Annotated in this window: 18 protein-coding genes; 10 read left to right on the forward strand and 8 right to left on the reverse strand. The window is 75.5% G+C overall.

Annotation, left to right across the window (positions count from 1 at the left end; genetic code table 11):
* Positions 1-61 precede the first annotated feature (61 nt).
* Positions 62-1,018: an NADP-dependent oxidoreductase gene (locus GC089_RS16530; protein ID WP_155378549.1), complete on the forward strand. Its 957-nt coding sequence runs from the start codon at positions 62-64 to the stop codon at positions 1,016-1,018.
* Positions 1,019-1,082: 64 nt separating this feature from the next.
* Here the strand turns inward: GC089_RS16530 and GC089_RS16535 are convergent, their stop codons facing one another.
* Together GC089_RS16535 and GC089_RS16540 are read right to left on the reverse strand one after the other, a co-directional pair.
* Positions 1,083-1,742 carry a transcriptional regulator gene (locus GC089_RS16535; RefSeq protein WP_155378550.1) on the reverse strand — a complete coding sequence of 220 codons (660 nt, stop codon included), beginning with the start codon at positions 1,740-1,742 and terminating at the stop codon, positions 1,083-1,085.
* Positions 1,739-2,128 (reverse strand): DNA-binding protein, encoded by a 390-nt coding sequence (locus GC089_RS16540; RefSeq protein ID WP_155378551.1) that lies wholly within the window; start codon positions 2,126-2,128, stop codon positions 1,739-1,741. The genes GC089_RS16535 and GC089_RS16540 overlap by 4 nt, the downstream gene beginning before the upstream one ends.
* Before the next feature lie 71 nt (positions 2,129-2,199).
* On the opposite strand from GC089_RS16540, the gene GC089_RS16545 reads away from it, so the two are divergent.
* Together GC089_RS16545 and GC089_RS16550 are read left to right on the forward strand one after the other, a co-directional pair.
* Positions 2,200-3,444, forward strand: a complete 1,245-nt coding sequence (locus GC089_RS16545; RefSeq protein ID WP_155378552.1) for a PEP/pyruvate-binding domain-containing protein — start codon at positions 2,200-2,202, stop codon at positions 3,442-3,444.
* 2 nt (positions 3,445-3,446) lie between these two features.
* Positions 3,447-4,061, forward strand: a complete 615-nt coding sequence (locus GC089_RS16550; RefSeq protein ID WP_155378553.1) for a histidine phosphatase family protein — start codon at positions 3,447-3,449, stop codon at positions 4,059-4,061.
* Positions 4,062-4,083: 22 nt separating this feature from the next.
* Here GC089_RS16550 and GC089_RS16555 read toward each other — a convergent pair whose 3' ends face one another.
* Positions 4,084-4,734, reverse strand: coding sequence for a response regulator transcription factor (locus GC089_RS16555; RefSeq protein ID WP_155378554.1), 651 nt, complete (start codon positions 4,732-4,734; stop codon positions 4,084-4,086).
* Positions 4,722-6,041: a sensor histidine kinase gene (locus tag GC089_RS16560; RefSeq protein WP_155378555.1), complete on the reverse strand. Its 1,320-nt coding sequence runs from the start codon at positions 6,039-6,041 to the stop codon at positions 4,722-4,724. The genes GC089_RS16555 and GC089_RS16560 overlap by 13 nt, the downstream gene beginning before the upstream one ends.
* A 174-nt stretch (positions 6,042-6,215) precedes the next feature.
* Here GC089_RS16560 and GC089_RS16565 point away from each other — a divergent pair, with 174 nt between their 5' ends.
* The gene (locus GC089_RS16565) at positions 6,216-7,439 is read left to right on the forward strand and encodes a hydrolase (RefSeq protein ID WP_155378556.1); all 1,224 of its coding nucleotides are present in this window, start codon (positions 6,216-6,218) and stop codon (positions 7,437-7,439) included.
* Positions 7,440-7,554: 115 nt separating this feature from the next.
* Here GC089_RS16565 and GC089_RS16570 read toward each other — a convergent pair whose 3' ends face one another.
* A complete protein-coding gene (locus tag GC089_RS16570) occupies positions 7,555-8,244 on the reverse strand; it encodes an SDR family oxidoreductase (RefSeq protein ID WP_155378557.1) in 690 nt (229 codons plus the stop codon).
* Positions 8,245-8,432: 188 nt separating this feature from the next.
* On the opposite strand from GC089_RS16570, the gene GC089_RS19425 reads away from it, so the two are divergent.
* Positions 8,433-8,804: a hypothetical protein gene (locus GC089_RS19425; protein WP_230684907.1), complete on the forward strand. Its 372-nt coding sequence runs from the start codon at positions 8,433-8,435 to the stop codon at positions 8,802-8,804.
* On the opposite strand, the gene GC089_RS16580 is transcribed toward GC089_RS19425, so the two are convergent.
* Positions 8,801-9,277: a MarR family winged helix-turn-helix transcriptional regulator gene (locus GC089_RS16580; protein ID WP_155378558.1), complete on the reverse strand. Its 477-nt coding sequence runs from the start codon at positions 9,275-9,277 to the stop codon at positions 8,801-8,803. The two genes, GC089_RS19425 and GC089_RS16580, sit on opposite strands and share 4 nt — an antisense overlap.
* Positions 9,278-9,364: 87 nt before the next feature.
* Here GC089_RS16580 and GC089_RS16585 point away from each other — a divergent pair, with 87 nt between their 5' ends.
* From GC089_RS16585 to GC089_RS16595, 3 genes are all read left to right on the forward strand, one after another.
* Positions 9,365-10,246, forward strand: a complete 882-nt coding sequence (locus GC089_RS16585) for an alpha/beta fold hydrolase (protein WP_155378559.1) — start codon at positions 9,365-9,367, stop codon at positions 10,244-10,246.
* A 168-nt stretch (positions 10,247-10,414) separates the two neighbouring features.
* On the forward strand, positions 10,415-10,771 hold the full coding sequence (locus GC089_RS16590; protein WP_155378560.1) for an iron chaperone: 357 nt from the start codon (positions 10,415-10,417) through the stop codon (positions 10,769-10,771).
* Positions 10,772-10,900: 129 nt separating this feature from the next.
* Positions 10,901-11,242: a hypothetical protein gene (locus GC089_RS16595; protein ID WP_155378561.1), complete on the forward strand. Its 342-nt coding sequence runs from the start codon at positions 10,901-10,903 to the stop codon at positions 11,240-11,242.
* 101 nt (positions 11,243-11,343) lie between these two features.
* Here GC089_RS16595 and GC089_RS16600 read toward each other — a convergent pair whose 3' ends face one another.
* Positions 11,344-12,108, reverse strand: a complete 765-nt coding sequence (locus GC089_RS16600; RefSeq protein WP_155378562.1) for an SRPBCC family protein — start codon at positions 12,106-12,108, stop codon at positions 11,344-11,346.
* 216 nt (positions 12,109-12,324) lie between these two features.
* On the opposite strand from GC089_RS16600, the gene GC089_RS16605 reads away from it, so the two are divergent.
* Both GC089_RS16605 and GC089_RS16610 read left to right on the forward strand, forming a co-directional pair.
* The gene (locus GC089_RS16605; RefSeq protein WP_155378563.1) at positions 12,325-12,891 is read left to right on the forward strand and encodes a dihydrofolate reductase family protein; all 567 of its coding nucleotides are present in this window, start codon (positions 12,325-12,327) and stop codon (positions 12,889-12,891) included.
* A 112-nt stretch (positions 12,892-13,003) separates the two neighbouring features.
* The gene (locus GC089_RS16610; protein ID WP_155378564.1) at positions 13,004-13,714 is read left to right on the forward strand and encodes a hypothetical protein; all 711 of its coding nucleotides are present in this window, start codon (positions 13,004-13,006) and stop codon (positions 13,712-13,714) included.
* A gap of 63 nt (positions 13,715-13,777) precedes the next feature.
* Here the strand turns inward: GC089_RS16610 and GC089_RS16615 are convergent, their stop codons facing one another.
* Positions 13,778-14,464, reverse strand: coding sequence for a VOC family protein (locus GC089_RS16615; RefSeq protein ID WP_155378565.1), 687 nt, complete (start codon positions 14,462-14,464; stop codon positions 13,778-13,780).
* Positions 14,465-14,636: the final 172 nt, after the last annotated feature.

A 14,636-nucleotide genomic window follows, 5' to 3' on the forward strand; every position in this document is an offset into this window, starting at 1 on the left:
CGGGGACCGGTGCATCGTCCCCACAGGCGGGTGCCGCGCCGGCGGTCCACGAGGAGCAGTCATGAAGGCAGTGCAGATCACCAGCTACGGAGACCGGCCCGCCGTGGTCGAGGTCGACAGCCCACGTCCGGGCCCGGGGGAGGTCGTGGTCCGTGTCGCCGGCGCCGCGCTCAACCCCCTCGACCTGAAGATCGCTGCGGGGTCCGTGCACGACTACTTCCCCGTCGAGTTCCCGTACACCCTCGGGACCGACGTGTCCGGGACCGTCGCGTCCACCGGGAGCACCCGCGCCGGGTGGGACGTCGGCGACCGCGTCGTCGCACGACTCGACCCGAGCCGCGGCGGCGCCTTCGCCGAGGAGGTCGTGGTCCCCGTCGACCAGCTCGTCGCCGCGCCGAGGTCGCTGCCCCTGGCCCACGCCGCGGGGGTCGTCACCACGGCGGCGACGGCGTGGCAGGCCCTCACCGAGGTCGCAGGTCTCCGGGCGGGTCAGACGATCCTCGTCCACGCAGGCGCAGGAGGCGTCGGGACGTTCGCTGTCCAGTTCGCTCGTGCGCTGGGTGCGCACGTGATCAGCACGGCGTCCGGACGCGGACTGGAGATCGCACGCCAGATGGGTGCGCACCAGGTCGTCGACCACACCGAGACCGACTTCCGTACCGTCGTCCCGCGTGTGGACGTGGTGCTGGACACCGTCGGCGGCGCGGTGGAGGAGGACTCCCTCGACGTCCTCGCGGCGGGCGGAGTGCTCGTGGCGACCCCGGCACCCCCTGACGACGAGCGGGCACGCGCCCGGGGCGTCCGAGCCCGTTTCGTCTTCCACCAGTCCGACGCCGAGCGACTCGCCGACGTCGTGAACAGGATCGACGAGGGCGCGCGGCTCGTCGTCGACAGCACCTCCCCGCTCACCGAGGCCCCCGCTGCGCTCGCTCGGCTCGCAGCAGGACGCGCCAAGGGCAAGCTGCTCCTCGTCGTCGACGAGAGTCCGCCGGGGCGGGTCCCCGAGCGTGGTGCGTGAGGGCGAGGCAGGGCACGCGCCCTCCCCTCCCTGACGTGGACGACCTGACCGCTCCACGGAGTCCCTACAGCTCCTCCGTGCGCCGGACGCGCGGGTGCGGGTGGCGGTCGATGCCGAGCGTGGCGAGGAGGTCCTCGTGCAGCTCGAACCAGACGCGGTGGCAGGAGTCGAGGTCGGTGCGGTCGACCCAGCCGTGCTGCCCTGCCTCGGCGCGTCGGAGCGCGGCGCGGAACCGGGTGTCGTAGCCCCGGAAGCGGGTGAGGAGGTCCTCGAGCCGTCGCACCAGCGGAGCCAGCCCGCGCCCGATGCCCTCCAGCTCGGCCAGGACGGCGGCGTCCCAGGCCGTGTCGGTGTGGTCGTTGACGGCGAGCGGGTCGGTGGGGGTGGGCCGCATCTGCCAGTCGGTGCAGGCTCTCAGCAGCCGCGCGTTCAGGGGGAGGAACTCGCGGAGGACCGCGTGCACCTCGGCGTCCGCTCCGACGGCGGCGAGCTCGGCGGCCAGCTGCCGCTCGTTCTCGGCACGGCCGGCGTCGGTGAGCGACCAGCCGCTCAGGTCGGCGAACCTCGCCTGCGTCACCCAGCCGCGCGCCCGCGCGTCCTCCAGCGCCTCGTCGGCCTCGGCCGGCTCGAGGTCGTAGCGTCGCGCGACCGCAGGGGTGTCGGCGAAGCCGAGCACGCGCACCGCGTGCAGCGTGAGGACCTCGGGCGAGGAGTCCCACGTCACGTGCTCGCCCGGTTCGTCAGCCGCGTGTAGTGCTGCTGGCACGCCTGCGGGGAGTTGAAGCCCATCGCGTCGGCGATCTGCGCCCAGGTCAGACCTGCGCTCCTGGCGACGAACAGGAGCCCGGCCTCGAGGCCGTCCATCTCGGCTCGCGCCGCGGGCAGCAGCGCCAGCGCCGCGAGCAGGTCGGGTGCGGGGAGGTCGGCCGAGCGCCAGAGCGCGAAGTGAGCCAGGTCGGCCGCCGAGGGCGGGACGGGCGCCGGGCGCCACGGGCGCGGGGCGAGCTCGTCGGCACCCTGCCGCAGGAGTCGGTCCCGCGCCTCGTCCTCGCGACGTGCGCGGGCCTGGTCGGCGCCCGCACCGCGTCCGTCGTCGTGCTTGTGCTCCATGGCCCCGACCCTGCACACTCAACGAAACGTTGTCAACGATCCGTTGAGGTCGTGGCGGAAGGAGGAGCCGGATGATCGTGCCGCTGGGCGCCGCCAGCACCCGGGCCTGCGGGAGCAAGGCGGGCGCGCTCGGGGCGCTGCTGCGCGCCGACCTCCCCGTGCCGGACGGTCATGCCGTCCCGCTGGACGTCTACACGTCCGCCGTCCGCGGGCTGCACCCGGGAACGCTGGCTCGTCGGCAGGGACCGGCGGCGGCGCGCGCGGCGATCCTGGGACGCCCGGCGCCGGCCGGTCTGCGCGAGGCGCTCGCGGCAGCGCTCGGGACGCTCGGCGGCGGCCCGGTGGCCGTCCGCTCGTCGGCGTCGGACGAGGACGCCCGCGACGGCGCGGCGGCCGGGCAGTACACGAGCGTCCTGGCCGTGCACGGCGTCGACGACGTCGTCGAGGCCGTGCGCGCCTGCTGGGCGTCGCTCTACGCGGACACCGCCGCGGCCTACCGCGGTGGCCGCGGCCACGACGGGGAGCCGGCGATGGGTGTCGTCGTGCAGCGGCACCTCGACGCCGAGGTCTCCGGCGTCATGTTCACGCCCGCAGCCCCCGACGCCGCGACCCGGATCGAAGCCTCCTGGGGACTCGGACCCAGCGTGGTGGAGGGCACGGTGAACCCCGACGCGTACACCGTCGGCGCCGGCGGCTCGGTGGTCACGGTCGTGGCCGACAAGCGGACCCGCCTCGACCGCCGAGGCAACCGGCTCGTGCCGCGCGGCGTGCTCCCTCCCGACCGCGACCGGCGTGTGCTCGACGACGCCGACGCCCGACGGCTCGCCGAGCTCGGGCAGCGGGTCGCAGCCGCCCTGGGTGGTCCGCAGGACGTGGAGTGGGCGATCGCCGACGGCCGCACCTGGGTCCTGCAGGCCCGGCCGGTCACCGCAGCGCTCCCCCACCGGACGGTGCCCTCCCCGACCCCGGCCCCGGCTCCCGCTCCGGGGGCGACGGTCCTGACCGGGGCGCCCGGCAGCCGCGGCACGGCCACCGGCCTCGCGCGGGTCGTCCGCGGTCCCGCCGACTTCGGCCGCGTCGGGCCGGGAGACATCCTCGTCTGCCCCTGGACCGACCCCGGCTGGACGCCGCTGCTGCGAGTCGCCGGCGGCGTCGTCACCGAGGTCGGCGGGGTGCTGTCCCACGCCGCGATCGTCGCGCGCGAACGCGGGATCCCCGCCGTGCTCGGCGTCCCGGACGCGACCCTGCTCCTGGGTGACGCCGTACCCGTGACCGTCGACGGCACCGCGGGCGTCGTCACGACGGCGGTGGGCTGACCATGGTGCGCAGCGCGACGCGACACCTCTACCTCGCCCGTCACGGCGCCGCCGACGCGTTCGGCACCCTCACCGAGGCCGGTCGGCTGCAGTCCCGCCTGCTCGGCGCACGGCTCGCGTCCGTCCCCGTCGACGTCGTCTGGCACTCCCCCCTCCCCCGTGCCGCGGCCAGTGCCCACGAGCTCGCCCAACACCTGCCCGGCGCCCCCGTCGCCGAGGCCGCCGAGCTGGTCGACCACGTCCCGTTCGTCCCCGCACCCGCGCAGACCCCTCGGGCCTGGACCCAGTTCTTCGACGGCTACGACGAGGCGGAGGCCGCCGCCGGCAGCACGGTCGCCGAGGCGCTGGTCGCCCGGTTCGCGACCGCGCCGGGCACCACGGCGTCGCGGGACACCCACGAGGTGCTCGTCACGCACTCCTACCCGATCGCCTGGCTCGTGCGGCACGCGATGGACGCACCCGCGCCCCGGTGGCTCGGCCTGGACAGCGCCAACGCGGCCCTCACCGTGCTCGAGTACCGCGCGGACCTCCCACCGACGCTGGTCGTGTTCAACGACCAGGGGCACCTGCCCCCGGAGCTGCGCTGGACCGGGTTCCCTGCCGGGCGCGCGCCGTGAGCAGCCCGAGCACCGGCCGCACTCAGGCCGTGCGCGTGGCCAGGAACTTCAGCACGGCGAGGACCCGGCGGTTGTCGGCGTCGGTGGGCGGCAGGTCCAGCTTGGCGAGGATGTTGCCGACGTACTTCTCGACCGCGCTGTGACTGACCGCCAGGGCGTCGGCGATCCCGCTGTTGGAGCGGCCGTCGGCCATGAGCCGCAGCACCACCAGCTCGCGCGGCGTGAGGCGGTCGATCGGGTCGTGGCCGCGGCGCACGAGCAGCTGGGCGACGACCTCGGGGTCGAGCACCGTCCCGCCGGCGGCGACCCGGCGCAGCGCGGCGAGGAAGTCGGGCACGTGCGCGACCCGGTCCTTGAGCAGGTAGCCGACACCGCTGGTCTGCGCGGACAGCAGGTCGGTGGCGTAGCGCTCCTCGACGTACTGGGACAGCACCAGGACGGCGACCTCCGGGTGCTGGTGCCGGATCACGAGGGCGGCGCGGATGCCCTCGTCCGTGTGCGTGGGGGGCATCCGGACGTCGATGAGTGCCAGGTCGGGGCGGTGCTCCTCGACGGCACGCAGGAGCCCCTCGGCGTCGGCCACGGCCTCGACCACCTCGACGTCACCACCCGTGAGCAGCGTGGTCAGGCCCGCGCGGAGCAGGACCGAGTCCTCGGCGATCACGACGCGCACGGCAGCTCCACGGTGATCGTCGTCGGCCCGCCGGGCGGGCTGTCGAGGCGGAACGTGCCGTCGACCGACGCGGCGCGCTGCGCCAGGCCGCGCAGCCCGGTGCGCTCCCCGGTCCCGTCGGGTGCGGCGTCCGGGTCGGCACCGCCCCGGCCGTCGTCGGACACCACGACCCGGAGCCGGTCGCCGACGCGCTCGACGACGACCTCGGCGTGGTCGGCCCGGGCGTGCTTGGCGACGTTGGTGAGCGCCTCGGACACCGTGAAGTACGCGATCGCCTCGATCACCGGGGAGCACCGTGGCGTCACGGCGACGGTCAGCCGCACCGGGAGCGGCGCCCGCGCGGCGATCCCCGACAGCGCGGCGTCGAGCCCGCGGTCGTCGAGGACCGCCGGGTGCAGGCCGCGGACCAGCTCGCGGAGCTCGGCGACGGCCTGGACTGCCTCCTCGTGAGCCGCCTCGATCGCCCGCCCGGCGGGTCCGGACGCGTCGGTCAGTGCAGCGCGGGCCATCCCCAGGTTCATCGCCAGGGAGACCAGCCGTTGCTGCGCGCCGTCGTGGAGGTCCCGTTCGATCCGCCGGCGCTCGGCGTCCGTGGCGGCGACGACGTCGGCCCGGCTCCGGGACAACGACTCCACACGCACGGCCAGCGTCTCGCTGCGGCTCGGGCCGAGCAGGGCCCGGGCCGCGGCGGTGTCCACCCGGGCTACCCCGCGGGCGACCCACGGGGCGGCGAGCAGCGCCACCACCGCCAGCGCCGTCAGTGCGGCGGCGCGCGCCGGCGGGTGAGCGCCGCCGGACGCCAGCGCCACGACCACCCCGGTCCAGGCCAGCCAGGACGCCGCCACCGCACCGGCACCGAGCGCGCCGAGGGGCAGTGCCAGCCCGTGGTACGCGACCTGCCGCCAGGTGCCCGGCGCGACCCAGTCGCGCAGCAGCGGCCGCGACCACCGGCCGTCGGGGCTCGGCGGCGGCAGGTCGACCCCGAGAAGGCCCCGGAAGCGCCGGCGCTGCAGTGCGGTGAGGACCCGGACGGCGGCCAGCACCGGGAGCGGGACGACGACGGCCAGGACCACCAGGGCGACGGTCCGCACCCGGTACTCGGGGGCGGCGTACATCAGGCTCCAGCCCGCGCAGTAGACGGCCGCGATGGGCAGGACCCAGGCGAGCGCGAACGAGACCGCACCGAGGGGCAGCCCCACGAGTGCGTGCGCGGTGCCCCCGCGAGCGCGGGCCGACCACCAGGCGCGCAGCACCGTGGTGAGGGCCGTCCCGCGTCGCCGGGCCACGGCCGCTCCAGTCCAGGTCACGGGGGTCACCGTAGCCACGGGGCCGACCGCGCAGGCAGGGGGTCACCCCGCCGCGCGGGGTGCGGACATCCCCACCTCACCGCCGCCGTCCGCCTCACCGACAACGCCCCGCAGGCCCCGGCAGCCTGACGTCGCGGCCGCCGACCGGGCAGGCCACGACACAGGAGGACCCACATGCGCACGAGCTCCCCGCGCCCACCACGGCACCGCCGCCGGCTGCTGACCGCCGCACTCCTCGCCGCGGGCATCGGACTGGTCGGCAGCGCCGCGCCGGTCGCCGCCCACCCCGGCCACCCGCCCGCCACCGCCGGCTACCGCCTCCCGGCACCGACCGGCCCCGAGCGCCTCGGCACCGTCGCGCTGCACCTGGTCGACACCACGCGCACCGACCCGTGGGTGCCGTCCCAGCCCGTCCGCGAGATCATGGTGCAGCTCTGGTACCCGGCCCAGCGGACCCACGGGCACCCCGTGTCGCCGTGGTTGTCGCCCGGCGCGGTGCCGCACTTCGCCGAGGCGTTCGGCCTCCCCGCGGACGCGGTGCGGTCCACCGTCACCCACGCCCGCGAGGGCGCACCGGTGGACCGGGCCCGGGGCGGTCGACCGGTGGTGCTCTACTCACCGGGCCTCGGCGGGGACCGCGGCACCAGCACCGCGCTCGTCGAGGAGCTGGTCAGCCACGGCTACGTCGTGGCCACGATCGACCACACCCACGACGCCAGCGAGGTGGAGTTCCCCGACGGGCGCGTCGAGGTCGGTGCCCTCCCCGAGATCGACGACGAGGTCATCGCCCAGGTCGCCGCCGTGCGGGAGGCCGACACCCGGTTCGTCCTGGACCAGCTCGCCGTGCTGAACGCCGGCCGCAACCCGGACGCGGGGGGACGCCGGCTGCCGACGGGTCTGCGCGGTGCCCTCGACCTGGACCGCGTCGGCATGTTCGGCCACTCCCTCGGCGGCAGCACCGCCGCGGCGACGATGCACGACGACCGCCGCATCAAGGCCGGCGTCAACCTGGACGGGACCCTCGTCGGCGACAGTGCCACCGCCGGCTCGGACCGGCCGTTCCTGCTGCTGAGCAGCGACCACGGCACCGAGCCGCGCGACCCCAGCTGGGACGCGTTCTGGGCGAACCACACGGGGTACAAGCGGGAGCTGAGCCTGACCGGCTCGGCCCACGGCTCGTTCAACGACGGCCTGCTGCTCTACCCGCAGGCGGCCCCGGCCATCGGCCTGCCCGCCGACGTGCTGGCCGAGCTGGTCGGCACCCTCGACCCGAAGCGCTCCCTCACGGTCCAGCGCACGTACGTGCGGGCGTTCTTCGACGAGCACCTGCGGCACGGCAGCGGCCGGCTGCTCCGCGCGCCGCACCCGCGCTACCCCGAGATGCAGTTCGTCCGGTAGCACCAGCCGGGCGCGCGGCGGGCGGGTAGCCCGCCGCGCACCCGGGTCGGACCAGGATCGTCGGGCCGTCCCTCGCGACCTCTCCGGTCGTCGGCGCGTAGGTCGCGCAGGGGCGTCAGGCAGGCAGGAAGCGGGCGTAGAACGTGCGCGGGTCGTCCGCCAGGGACGCCTTCACCATCGCGGTCCACTCGTCGACGACCACCTCCAGGTCGCCCGCCTCGACGGCGTCGAGCGTGCGACGCACCACCACGGCCGGGTCCGTCTTCGGCCCCTCGATCCCCCGCGCCATGTCGGTGTCCGCGAGGCCCAGGTGGACGGAGGTGAGCCGCGTGCCCTGCCCGGCGAGCTCCAGGCGCAGGGCGTTGCTCATGTTCCAGCTCGCCGCCTTGGACACCGCGTACGCGCCGGCGCCGGGGGCGGCGAACCAGGACAGCGCGGAGGCGACGTTGACGATCGCGCCGCCGCCGTTGGCCGCCAGCACGGGGGCGAAGGCGCGGGCCATCGCCAGGGCGCCCCAGAAGTTGACGTCCATCTCGGCGCGCACGGCGTCGAGGTCGCCCAGGAGCGCGGCGCCGGTGGAGATGCCCGCGTTGTTGACGAGCAGGTCGACGTCGTCGGCGACCGCGGCGGCCGCGGCGACGGCGCCGGGGTCGGTGACGTCCAGGGCGAGCGGCCGGACGCCCGGCAGGTCGATCGCGCGCGGGTCGCGGGCGGCGGCCCAGACGGTGGCCCCCCGGGCGAGGAGCTCGGCGGCGAAGTGGCGGCCGAGGCCGCGGTTGGCCCCGGTGATCAGTGCGGTGGTCATGGGTGGGACGCTAGGACCTGACGTCGACGTCAGGGTCAAGTGCGGGAGGGACGCGTGCGCATCGGCGAGGTCGCGGCAGGGGCGGGCGTCAGCGTGCGCGCGCTGCGGTACTACGAGGAGCAGGGCCTGCTCACAGCCGAGCGCAGCCCCGGCGGGCAGCGTCGGTACGCGCCGGGACGGTCGAGCGGGTGCGGTTCATCCAGAACCTCTACGCCGCTGGGCTCGGCAGCAAGGCGGTCCTGCGGATCCTGCCGTGCATGGAGCACGGCGTGCTCACCGACGAGATGCACGAGCGGCTGCTGGCCGAGCGGGCGCGCGTGCAGGCGCAGCTGGACGAGCTGACGGCCACGCGGGACAAGCTCGACGCCGTCATCCGCGCCGGGCAGGTCCACCGCGACCGGCGGGAGGGTCGGCGGGCACCGGGGACGCAGGGGGCTGCGCGGCCGCCTCCTGAGGAGGGGGCCGCGGGCTCCCCCTCCGACGCGGTTGGCCGTGCACCGCGAGGACGTCCGGGAGCGGGCGGACGGCACATCGCGAGCCCCGTGGCCGGGCGCTCCTAGGTCGTGGGTGTGTCCTGGCCGACCCAGCCGGGTGCGCCCGCGTCCACCGCGGCGTCGCCGACGAGCGTCGCCAGGCTCGCCTCGAGGTGCGCGAGCTCGGCGGCGCCCAGCTTCTCCTCCCACCGGGCGCGCAGCTCCTCGAAGACCGCTTCCCCCTCGCGCAGGACGTCGAACCCGCGGGCGGTGACCTGGAGCCGGTTGCGTCGCGCGTCGGACGGGTCGGGCTCGCTCGACACGTAGCCGCGCTCGACGAGGACGGCGACGGTCTTCGCGGCGGCCTGCTTGGACACGGAGAGGCGGCGTCCGACGGCGGACGTGCTGTCGGCGCCGGCGATGATCGCGCGCATCGCGAACTCGTGGGTCGGGCGGAAGTCGTCGTACCCGCGCGCGGCCAGCTCGCTCGTCGCGCCGTCCACGAGCGTGCGGAAGCCGCCGAGCAGCAGCAGGGCGAGATCGGCCCCCGACCGGGACATGCGACGCAGTCTAGATCGGTGGTGGACAACGACAACCGAGTTGTCTACGTTGGTGGACAACCCGGTTGTCTATCTGAGGAGACGGCGATGCCCGCCACCAACGCGACCATCCCGGCCGTCGCGCACCACACGGCCGCGATCAACGGCGCGCAGATCCACTACGTCACCGCCGGCAGCACCGGCTCGCCCGTCCTCCTCGTGCACGGGTTCCCGGAGACCTGGTGGGCCTTCCACAGGCTCATCCCGCTGCTCGCCGAGGCCCACCGGGTCGTCGCCGTGGACCTGCGCGGGTTCGGCGACTCCAGCACCGCCGACGACGACCACGACAGCGCGACCGCTGCCGAGGACCTGCACGGGCTGATCGAGCACCTCGGCTGGGGACGCGTGCACGTGACCGCGCAGGACATCAGCGGAGGGACCGTGTTCCGGCTCGTCGCCGCGCACCCGCAGGACGTCCTCAGCCTCACGGCGATCGAGACGGGCCTGGCCGGGTTCGGCCTGGAGGGCCTGGCGGACGTCACGCACGGCGGCTCCTGGCACATCGGCGCGCTGGTGGCCCCCGGCATCCCGGAGCTGCTGTTCGCGGGCCGGGAGCGCGAGCTCCTCGGGCGGTGGGCCTTCCCGAGCATGGTCGCCGTCGCCGGGTCGGTCACGGACGCCGACGTGGACGAGCTCGCCCGCACCTACGCCCGCCCCGGTGGCTGGCGCGGCGCCGTCGGGCTCTACCGCTCCATGCTGGCCGAGGGTGAGGACCTCCGGGCCCTGGCCGCGTCGAGCCCGCTGACCGTGCCCGTGCTGGCCGTCGGCGCCGGTGGTGGGTCGTTCACCTCCGCGACCCTCCGTCAGGTCACGGCCGGAGCCGTCACAGCCGTCCAGCTCGACGGTGTCGGTCACTACGTCGCCCTGGAGGCCCCGGACGCACTCGCGGCGGCGATCCTCGGCTTCACCGGGTCCGTCGCGTCAGCGTGACCACGCAACCGGGCCCGCACCACGGCTCGGCCGATCGCCGAGCACGCCGGCCCGCCCGGCGCGCGTTCCTCGTCGCCGTCCCCCGCCCTTGCCGGTGCCACCACGGCGCTGCCAGCCTGGGGTACCCCTGGTCGAGGTGCGCCACGCCGCGAGGAAGGAGCCGCAGCCATGGCCACGGTGGCCGACCACGACGCGTACATCGCCGCAGCACCGGAGCCCTTCCGGCCCGTGCTGGAACGGCTGCGCGCGGTCCTCGCCCGCGCCCTGCCGGACGCGGAGGAGATCGTGGCGTACGACATGCCGGGGTTCCGGGTCGGGAGCTCCGTCGTCGCGAGCTATGCGGCGTTCAGCAGGCAGTGCGGGCTGTACGTCCTCCCCCACGCGATCACCGCGCACGCCGAGGAGATCGCCGCCGCCGGTCTGAAGGCGACGAAGACCGGCATCACCTTCTCGCCCCGCCGGCCGGTCCCGGACGACCTCGTCGAACGGCTCGCGCGGACGTCGCAGGAGGGCGCCGGAGCCTGATGCCGGGGCCGGGCAGCAGCGGAGGACGGGTCTGCGCCGCCCCGGGCGACGGGTGGTGCCGGTGACCGGGCCGAGCGACGTCGACGCGGGCCCTACCCCGGGGTGAGCGCGACTGGCAGCATCGCGACCGTGGAGACGGTGACGCTGTGGCGACCGACAGGACCGCAGGAGCTGGCGCTCGTCGAGGCGACGGGGTGGCGCGCGTGGCCGCCTCGGCTGCCGGACCAGCCGATCTTCTACCCCGTGCTCAACGAGGACTACGCCACACGGATCGCCCGGGACTGGAACGTCAAGGCCAGCGGCGTCGGGTACGTGACCCGCTTCGAGGTCGAGAAGGAGTTCCTCGACCGCTACGACGTCCAGCAGGCGGGCGGGCAGACGATCCTCGAGTACTGGATCCCGGCCGAGGACCTCGAGGACCTCAACCGGCACATCGTCGGGCCCATCGAGGTGGTCGCGGAGTACCGCTAGACGTGCTCACGCAGACGTCGCACACCGACGGGGCGCCGGAGGTCCGGCGCCCCGTCGGGACGTGCTCGGCGCGGTGCGCGCCGTGTGCTCCGTGCGAGCCGTCAGATGCGCGGGTCGCCGTCGGCGTCGTCCGCGACCACGAGCGGGTCGGCCGCGACGGTGCCACCCGCCGGCGCGGTCGTGGGAGCCACGGTCTCGTCGACGACGGGGACGACGGGCGGCGTCGGGTTCGACAGGTCGGCACCCACGACCTCGGTCTCGTCGGAGCCGCTGCTCCGGCCGGCCACCACGGCCGCCGCCGCAGCCGCCGCGACACCGAGCCCGGCGGCAGCCGCCTTGCCCGAGATCCCGGCGTGGCCGCTGTCCCCGCGGGACGCGGCCGCTGCCTCCACCCCGGGCGTGCCGGCGGTCCCCGTGCCGATCGACCCGCGCCAGGCGCCCGTCGCGTAGCCCTCGTCCTCGATGAACGCCTTGAACCGCTCGAGGTCGCGCTCGGCCTGGTTCTCGACGACGTTCAGCTTGTCGCCGACCTTCTCGACGAGGCCCTCGGGCTCGTACTCGAGCGACAGGTGCACCGACGTCTGGCCGCCGCCGACGTCCTCGAACGTCACCGCGCCGGCGTTCGTCGCGCCCGACGTCGCCGCCCACGACACCTTCTGGTCCGGCACCTGGTCGAGGACCCGCGCCTCCCACTCCCGCTTCACCCCGGCGATCTCGGCGACCCAGTGCAGGCGGTCGTCGCCCAGCTGCGTCACCTTCTTCACGCCGCCCATGAAGTGGGGGAACTCCTCGAACTGCGTCCACTGGTTGTAGGCGACGCTGATCGGCACGTTCACCAGCACCGACTTCTCGACCTTCGTCGTCATGAGCTCTCCTCGGGTTGACCGGTGGTGGGCGCGGGCGTCGTCCGGCCGCTCGTCCAGGATCACCCGGGGCCGGTGGTCGTGCCCGGCGAGCGGGCACGGAGGACCACCGCCCGCACCGGACCGCCCCGACGGGTCCCGGGCCCGCCCGGGCCGGCCCTTGCCCGTGCCGCCGCGCCGCTGGGAGCCTGGAGCACCCGTCCGTCCGGAGGCGCACCCATGGGCAAGCTGGTCTACGCGGCCAACGTCTCGCTCGACGGCTACGTGGAGGACGAGGACGGCTCCTTCGGGTGGTCCGAGCCGGACGAGCAGGTGCACGCGTTCTGGAACGAGCACGAGCGGGGCATCGGCACGTCCCTCTACGGCCGGCGCATGTACGAGGCGATGCGCGTGTGGGAGGACGACGACTGGCTCGCCGACGAGCCGCCGGTCGTCCGCGAGTACGCGCAGATCTGGCGGGACGCCGACAAGGTCGTCTACTCCACGACGCTGCAGGACGTGAGCACCGCGCGGACGAGGATCGAGCGGCAGCTCGACCCGGACGCGGTCCGACGGCTGAAGGAGGAGTCCGGCTCGGACCTGAGCGTCGGTGGTGCGACCCTCGGCGCCGAGGCGTTCCGGCATGGTCTCGTGGACGAGTGCGTGCTGCTGCTGCACCCCGTGACCGTGGGCGGCGGGAAGCCGGCACTGCCGCGGGGCGTCCGGCTCGACCTGGAGCTGCTGGAGCACCGGCGGTTCGCCAGCGGCGTGGTGCACGTCCGGTACGGGGTGCGACGCGCCACCTGATGCCGGCGCCCGCGGGACCGGCGTCCCCCCGGAGCGACCGTCCCCGGTGCGGCCGTCGTGGCAGGTGGGGAAGACTCCTCCACGACCCGACGCCCCCACGCCCGGAGGCACCGTGCCGCGCACCGCCCGCCGCTCCTCGACGACCCTGCTGGCCGTGACCGTCGTCGCGCTCACCCTGACGGCGTGCAGCGCCGGCGACGGGGGCACCGCCGCACCCCCCTCGCCGCCCCTCGCCCAGACGGCCGCCGCGCCGTCGCCCGCACCCTCGGTGGTGGGCACCGGCCCGGCCGACCTCACCCCGGACGGCACGACGCTGCCGGCGGACCAGAGCGCCGTCGTCCGGTACGCGCTCGGTGACCGCGCGTCCGGCTCCTGGCGGGAGGCGCACTACCGGACGAGCGTCGTCGCCGTGGAGCCCGCGGACGAGGAGGCGCTCGCCGCGGTCGACGTCAGCGGCGGCCCGGCGTACGACCCGCAGGCCGAGGACGCGTTCTACCTGCGCGCCCGGCACGAGCTGCTGTGGGCGGAGTCGTCGGACCCGCTCGAGGTGCTCGACGCGCCGAACCTCTTCGGCTGGACCGACCAGGGCGAGCGGAGCACGACGTTCATGGTCTTCGACCGCCTGACCGGTCCGTTCGAGTGCGCGGACGAGCCGCTGGTCGGGCCCGAGGTGGGCGCGACGGTCCAGACGTGCAGCGTCGTCACGGTGCCCGCCGGGCAGACCGTCGTCGCCGTCGGCACCGAGACGGGCGCGCAGCCGTTCGCCGTCGACGCCCAGGGGCGCCCGACGTTCGCGTCCGTGCTCTGGCTCCTGCAGGGCTGAGCCGGCACCGCCGGGTTCCCGCGCGTCGCTGGAGGCGGGGGTGGCGGCCCGTCGCCGCGCGGCTCAGGCGACGCAGACGACGCCCGTGTTGCCGTCCTGGTCGGCGACCACGGTCAGCGACGGCGCCTCGCTGTCGTCGACGACCGTCCCACCCGCGGCGACGGCGGCCGCGACCCGCTGCTCGGCCACCTCGGGCGCCACGTAGACCTCGACGTGGAACCGCTGGCGCGCGGCGTCGTCCGACCCCACGTCGCCGAACCACAGGTTCGGCACCCTCCCCGTGGCGTCGCGGACCTCGTCGCTCGGCGACCCGCGCCCCTGGGACGCGGCGTCGCCCGTCAGCAGGGCGGCCCACACGGGCGCGATGGTCCCGGGGTCCGGCGTGTCGAGGCCGAGCTCGAGGACGCTGACCGAGGCCGGGTCGGCGACGAGGCCGTGCTCCGCGGCGATCGCCGTGATGCGTCGCGCGAGGTCGACGTCCTGCTGGGTGACCCACTCGACGACGTGCTCGGTGCCCTCGTCGTCGCGGTAGATCGCGTCGGCGCTGACGAGCTTCAGGTCGACGTGCCCGGTGCCCATCGACACGCTCGGGTGGTGCCCGAGCGTGTCGCCCGCCTCCGCCACCGCGGCGAGGAGACGGACGCCGGCACCGAAGTCGTCGACCCGGTACCGGGCGTGCAGCCCCTGGGCCAGCTTGCGCCGGTCGGTCAGCCCGGCCTCGGCGATCGCGTCGCCGCTCAGCATGTCCATGCTCCGAGACCCGCCCCTGGTCCGGTTGCCGCTCGTGCTGTGGATGTGCGTGGGCCTCGCCTGCTCGACGAGGTCCCGTGCGGCGCCGTCGCCGAGGGACGCCGACCTCTCCTGCCGATGGCGACGGTACGCGCGTGCGAGGGCCCGGTCGAGGCCTCGACGGCCCGGGCTC

Origin of the sequence: Cellulomonas sp. JZ18, assembly GCF_009720485.1 — a bacterium.
GTDB lineage: Bacteria > Actinomycetota > Actinomycetes > Actinomycetales > Cellulomonadaceae > Cellulomonas.

Coding starts and splice junctions, on each gene's coding strand:
- GC089_RS16590 (WP_155378560.1), top strand. CDS start 10,415: ATGGCCACGGTGGCCGACCACGACGCGTACATCGCCGCAGCACCGGAG.
- GC089_RS16550 (WP_155378553.1), top strand. CDS start 3,447: ATGGTGCGCAGCGCGACGCGACACCTCTACCTCGCCCGTCACGGCGCC.
- GC089_RS16600 (WP_155378562.1), bottom strand. CDS start 12,108: ATGACGACGAAGGTCGAGAAGTCGGTGCTGGTGAACGTGCCGATCAGC.
- GC089_RS16565 (WP_155378556.1), top strand. CDS start 6,216: ATGCGCACGAGCTCCCCGCGCCCACCACGGCACCGCCGCCGGCTGCTG.
- GC089_RS16570 (WP_155378557.1), bottom strand. CDS start 8,244: ATGACCACCGCACTGATCACCGGGGCCAACCGCGGCCTCGGCCGCCAC.
- GC089_RS16545 (WP_155378552.1), top strand. CDS start 2,200: ATGATCGTGCCGCTGGGCGCCGCCAGCACCCGGGCCTGCGGGAGCAAG.
- GC089_RS16585 (WP_155378559.1), top strand. CDS start 9,365: ATGCCCGCCACCAACGCGACCATCCCGGCCGTCGCGCACCACACGGCC.
- GC089_RS16540 (WP_155378551.1), bottom strand. CDS start 2,128: ATGGAGCACAAGCACGACGACGGACGCGGTGCGGGCGCCGACCAGGCC.
- GC089_RS16580 (WP_155378558.1), bottom strand. CDS start 9,277: ATGTCCCGGTCGGGGGCCGATCTCGCCCTGCTGCTGCTCGGCGGCTTC.
- GC089_RS16605 (WP_155378563.1), top strand. CDS start 12,325: ATGGGCAAGCTGGTCTACGCGGCCAACGTCTCGCTCGACGGCTACGTG.
- GC089_RS16530 (WP_155378549.1), top strand. CDS start 62: ATGAAGGCAGTGCAGATCACCAGCTACGGAGACCGGCCCGCCGTGGTC.
- GC089_RS16615 (WP_155378565.1), bottom strand. CDS start 14,464: ATGGACATGCTGAGCGGCGACGCGATCGCCGAGGCCGGGCTGACCGAC.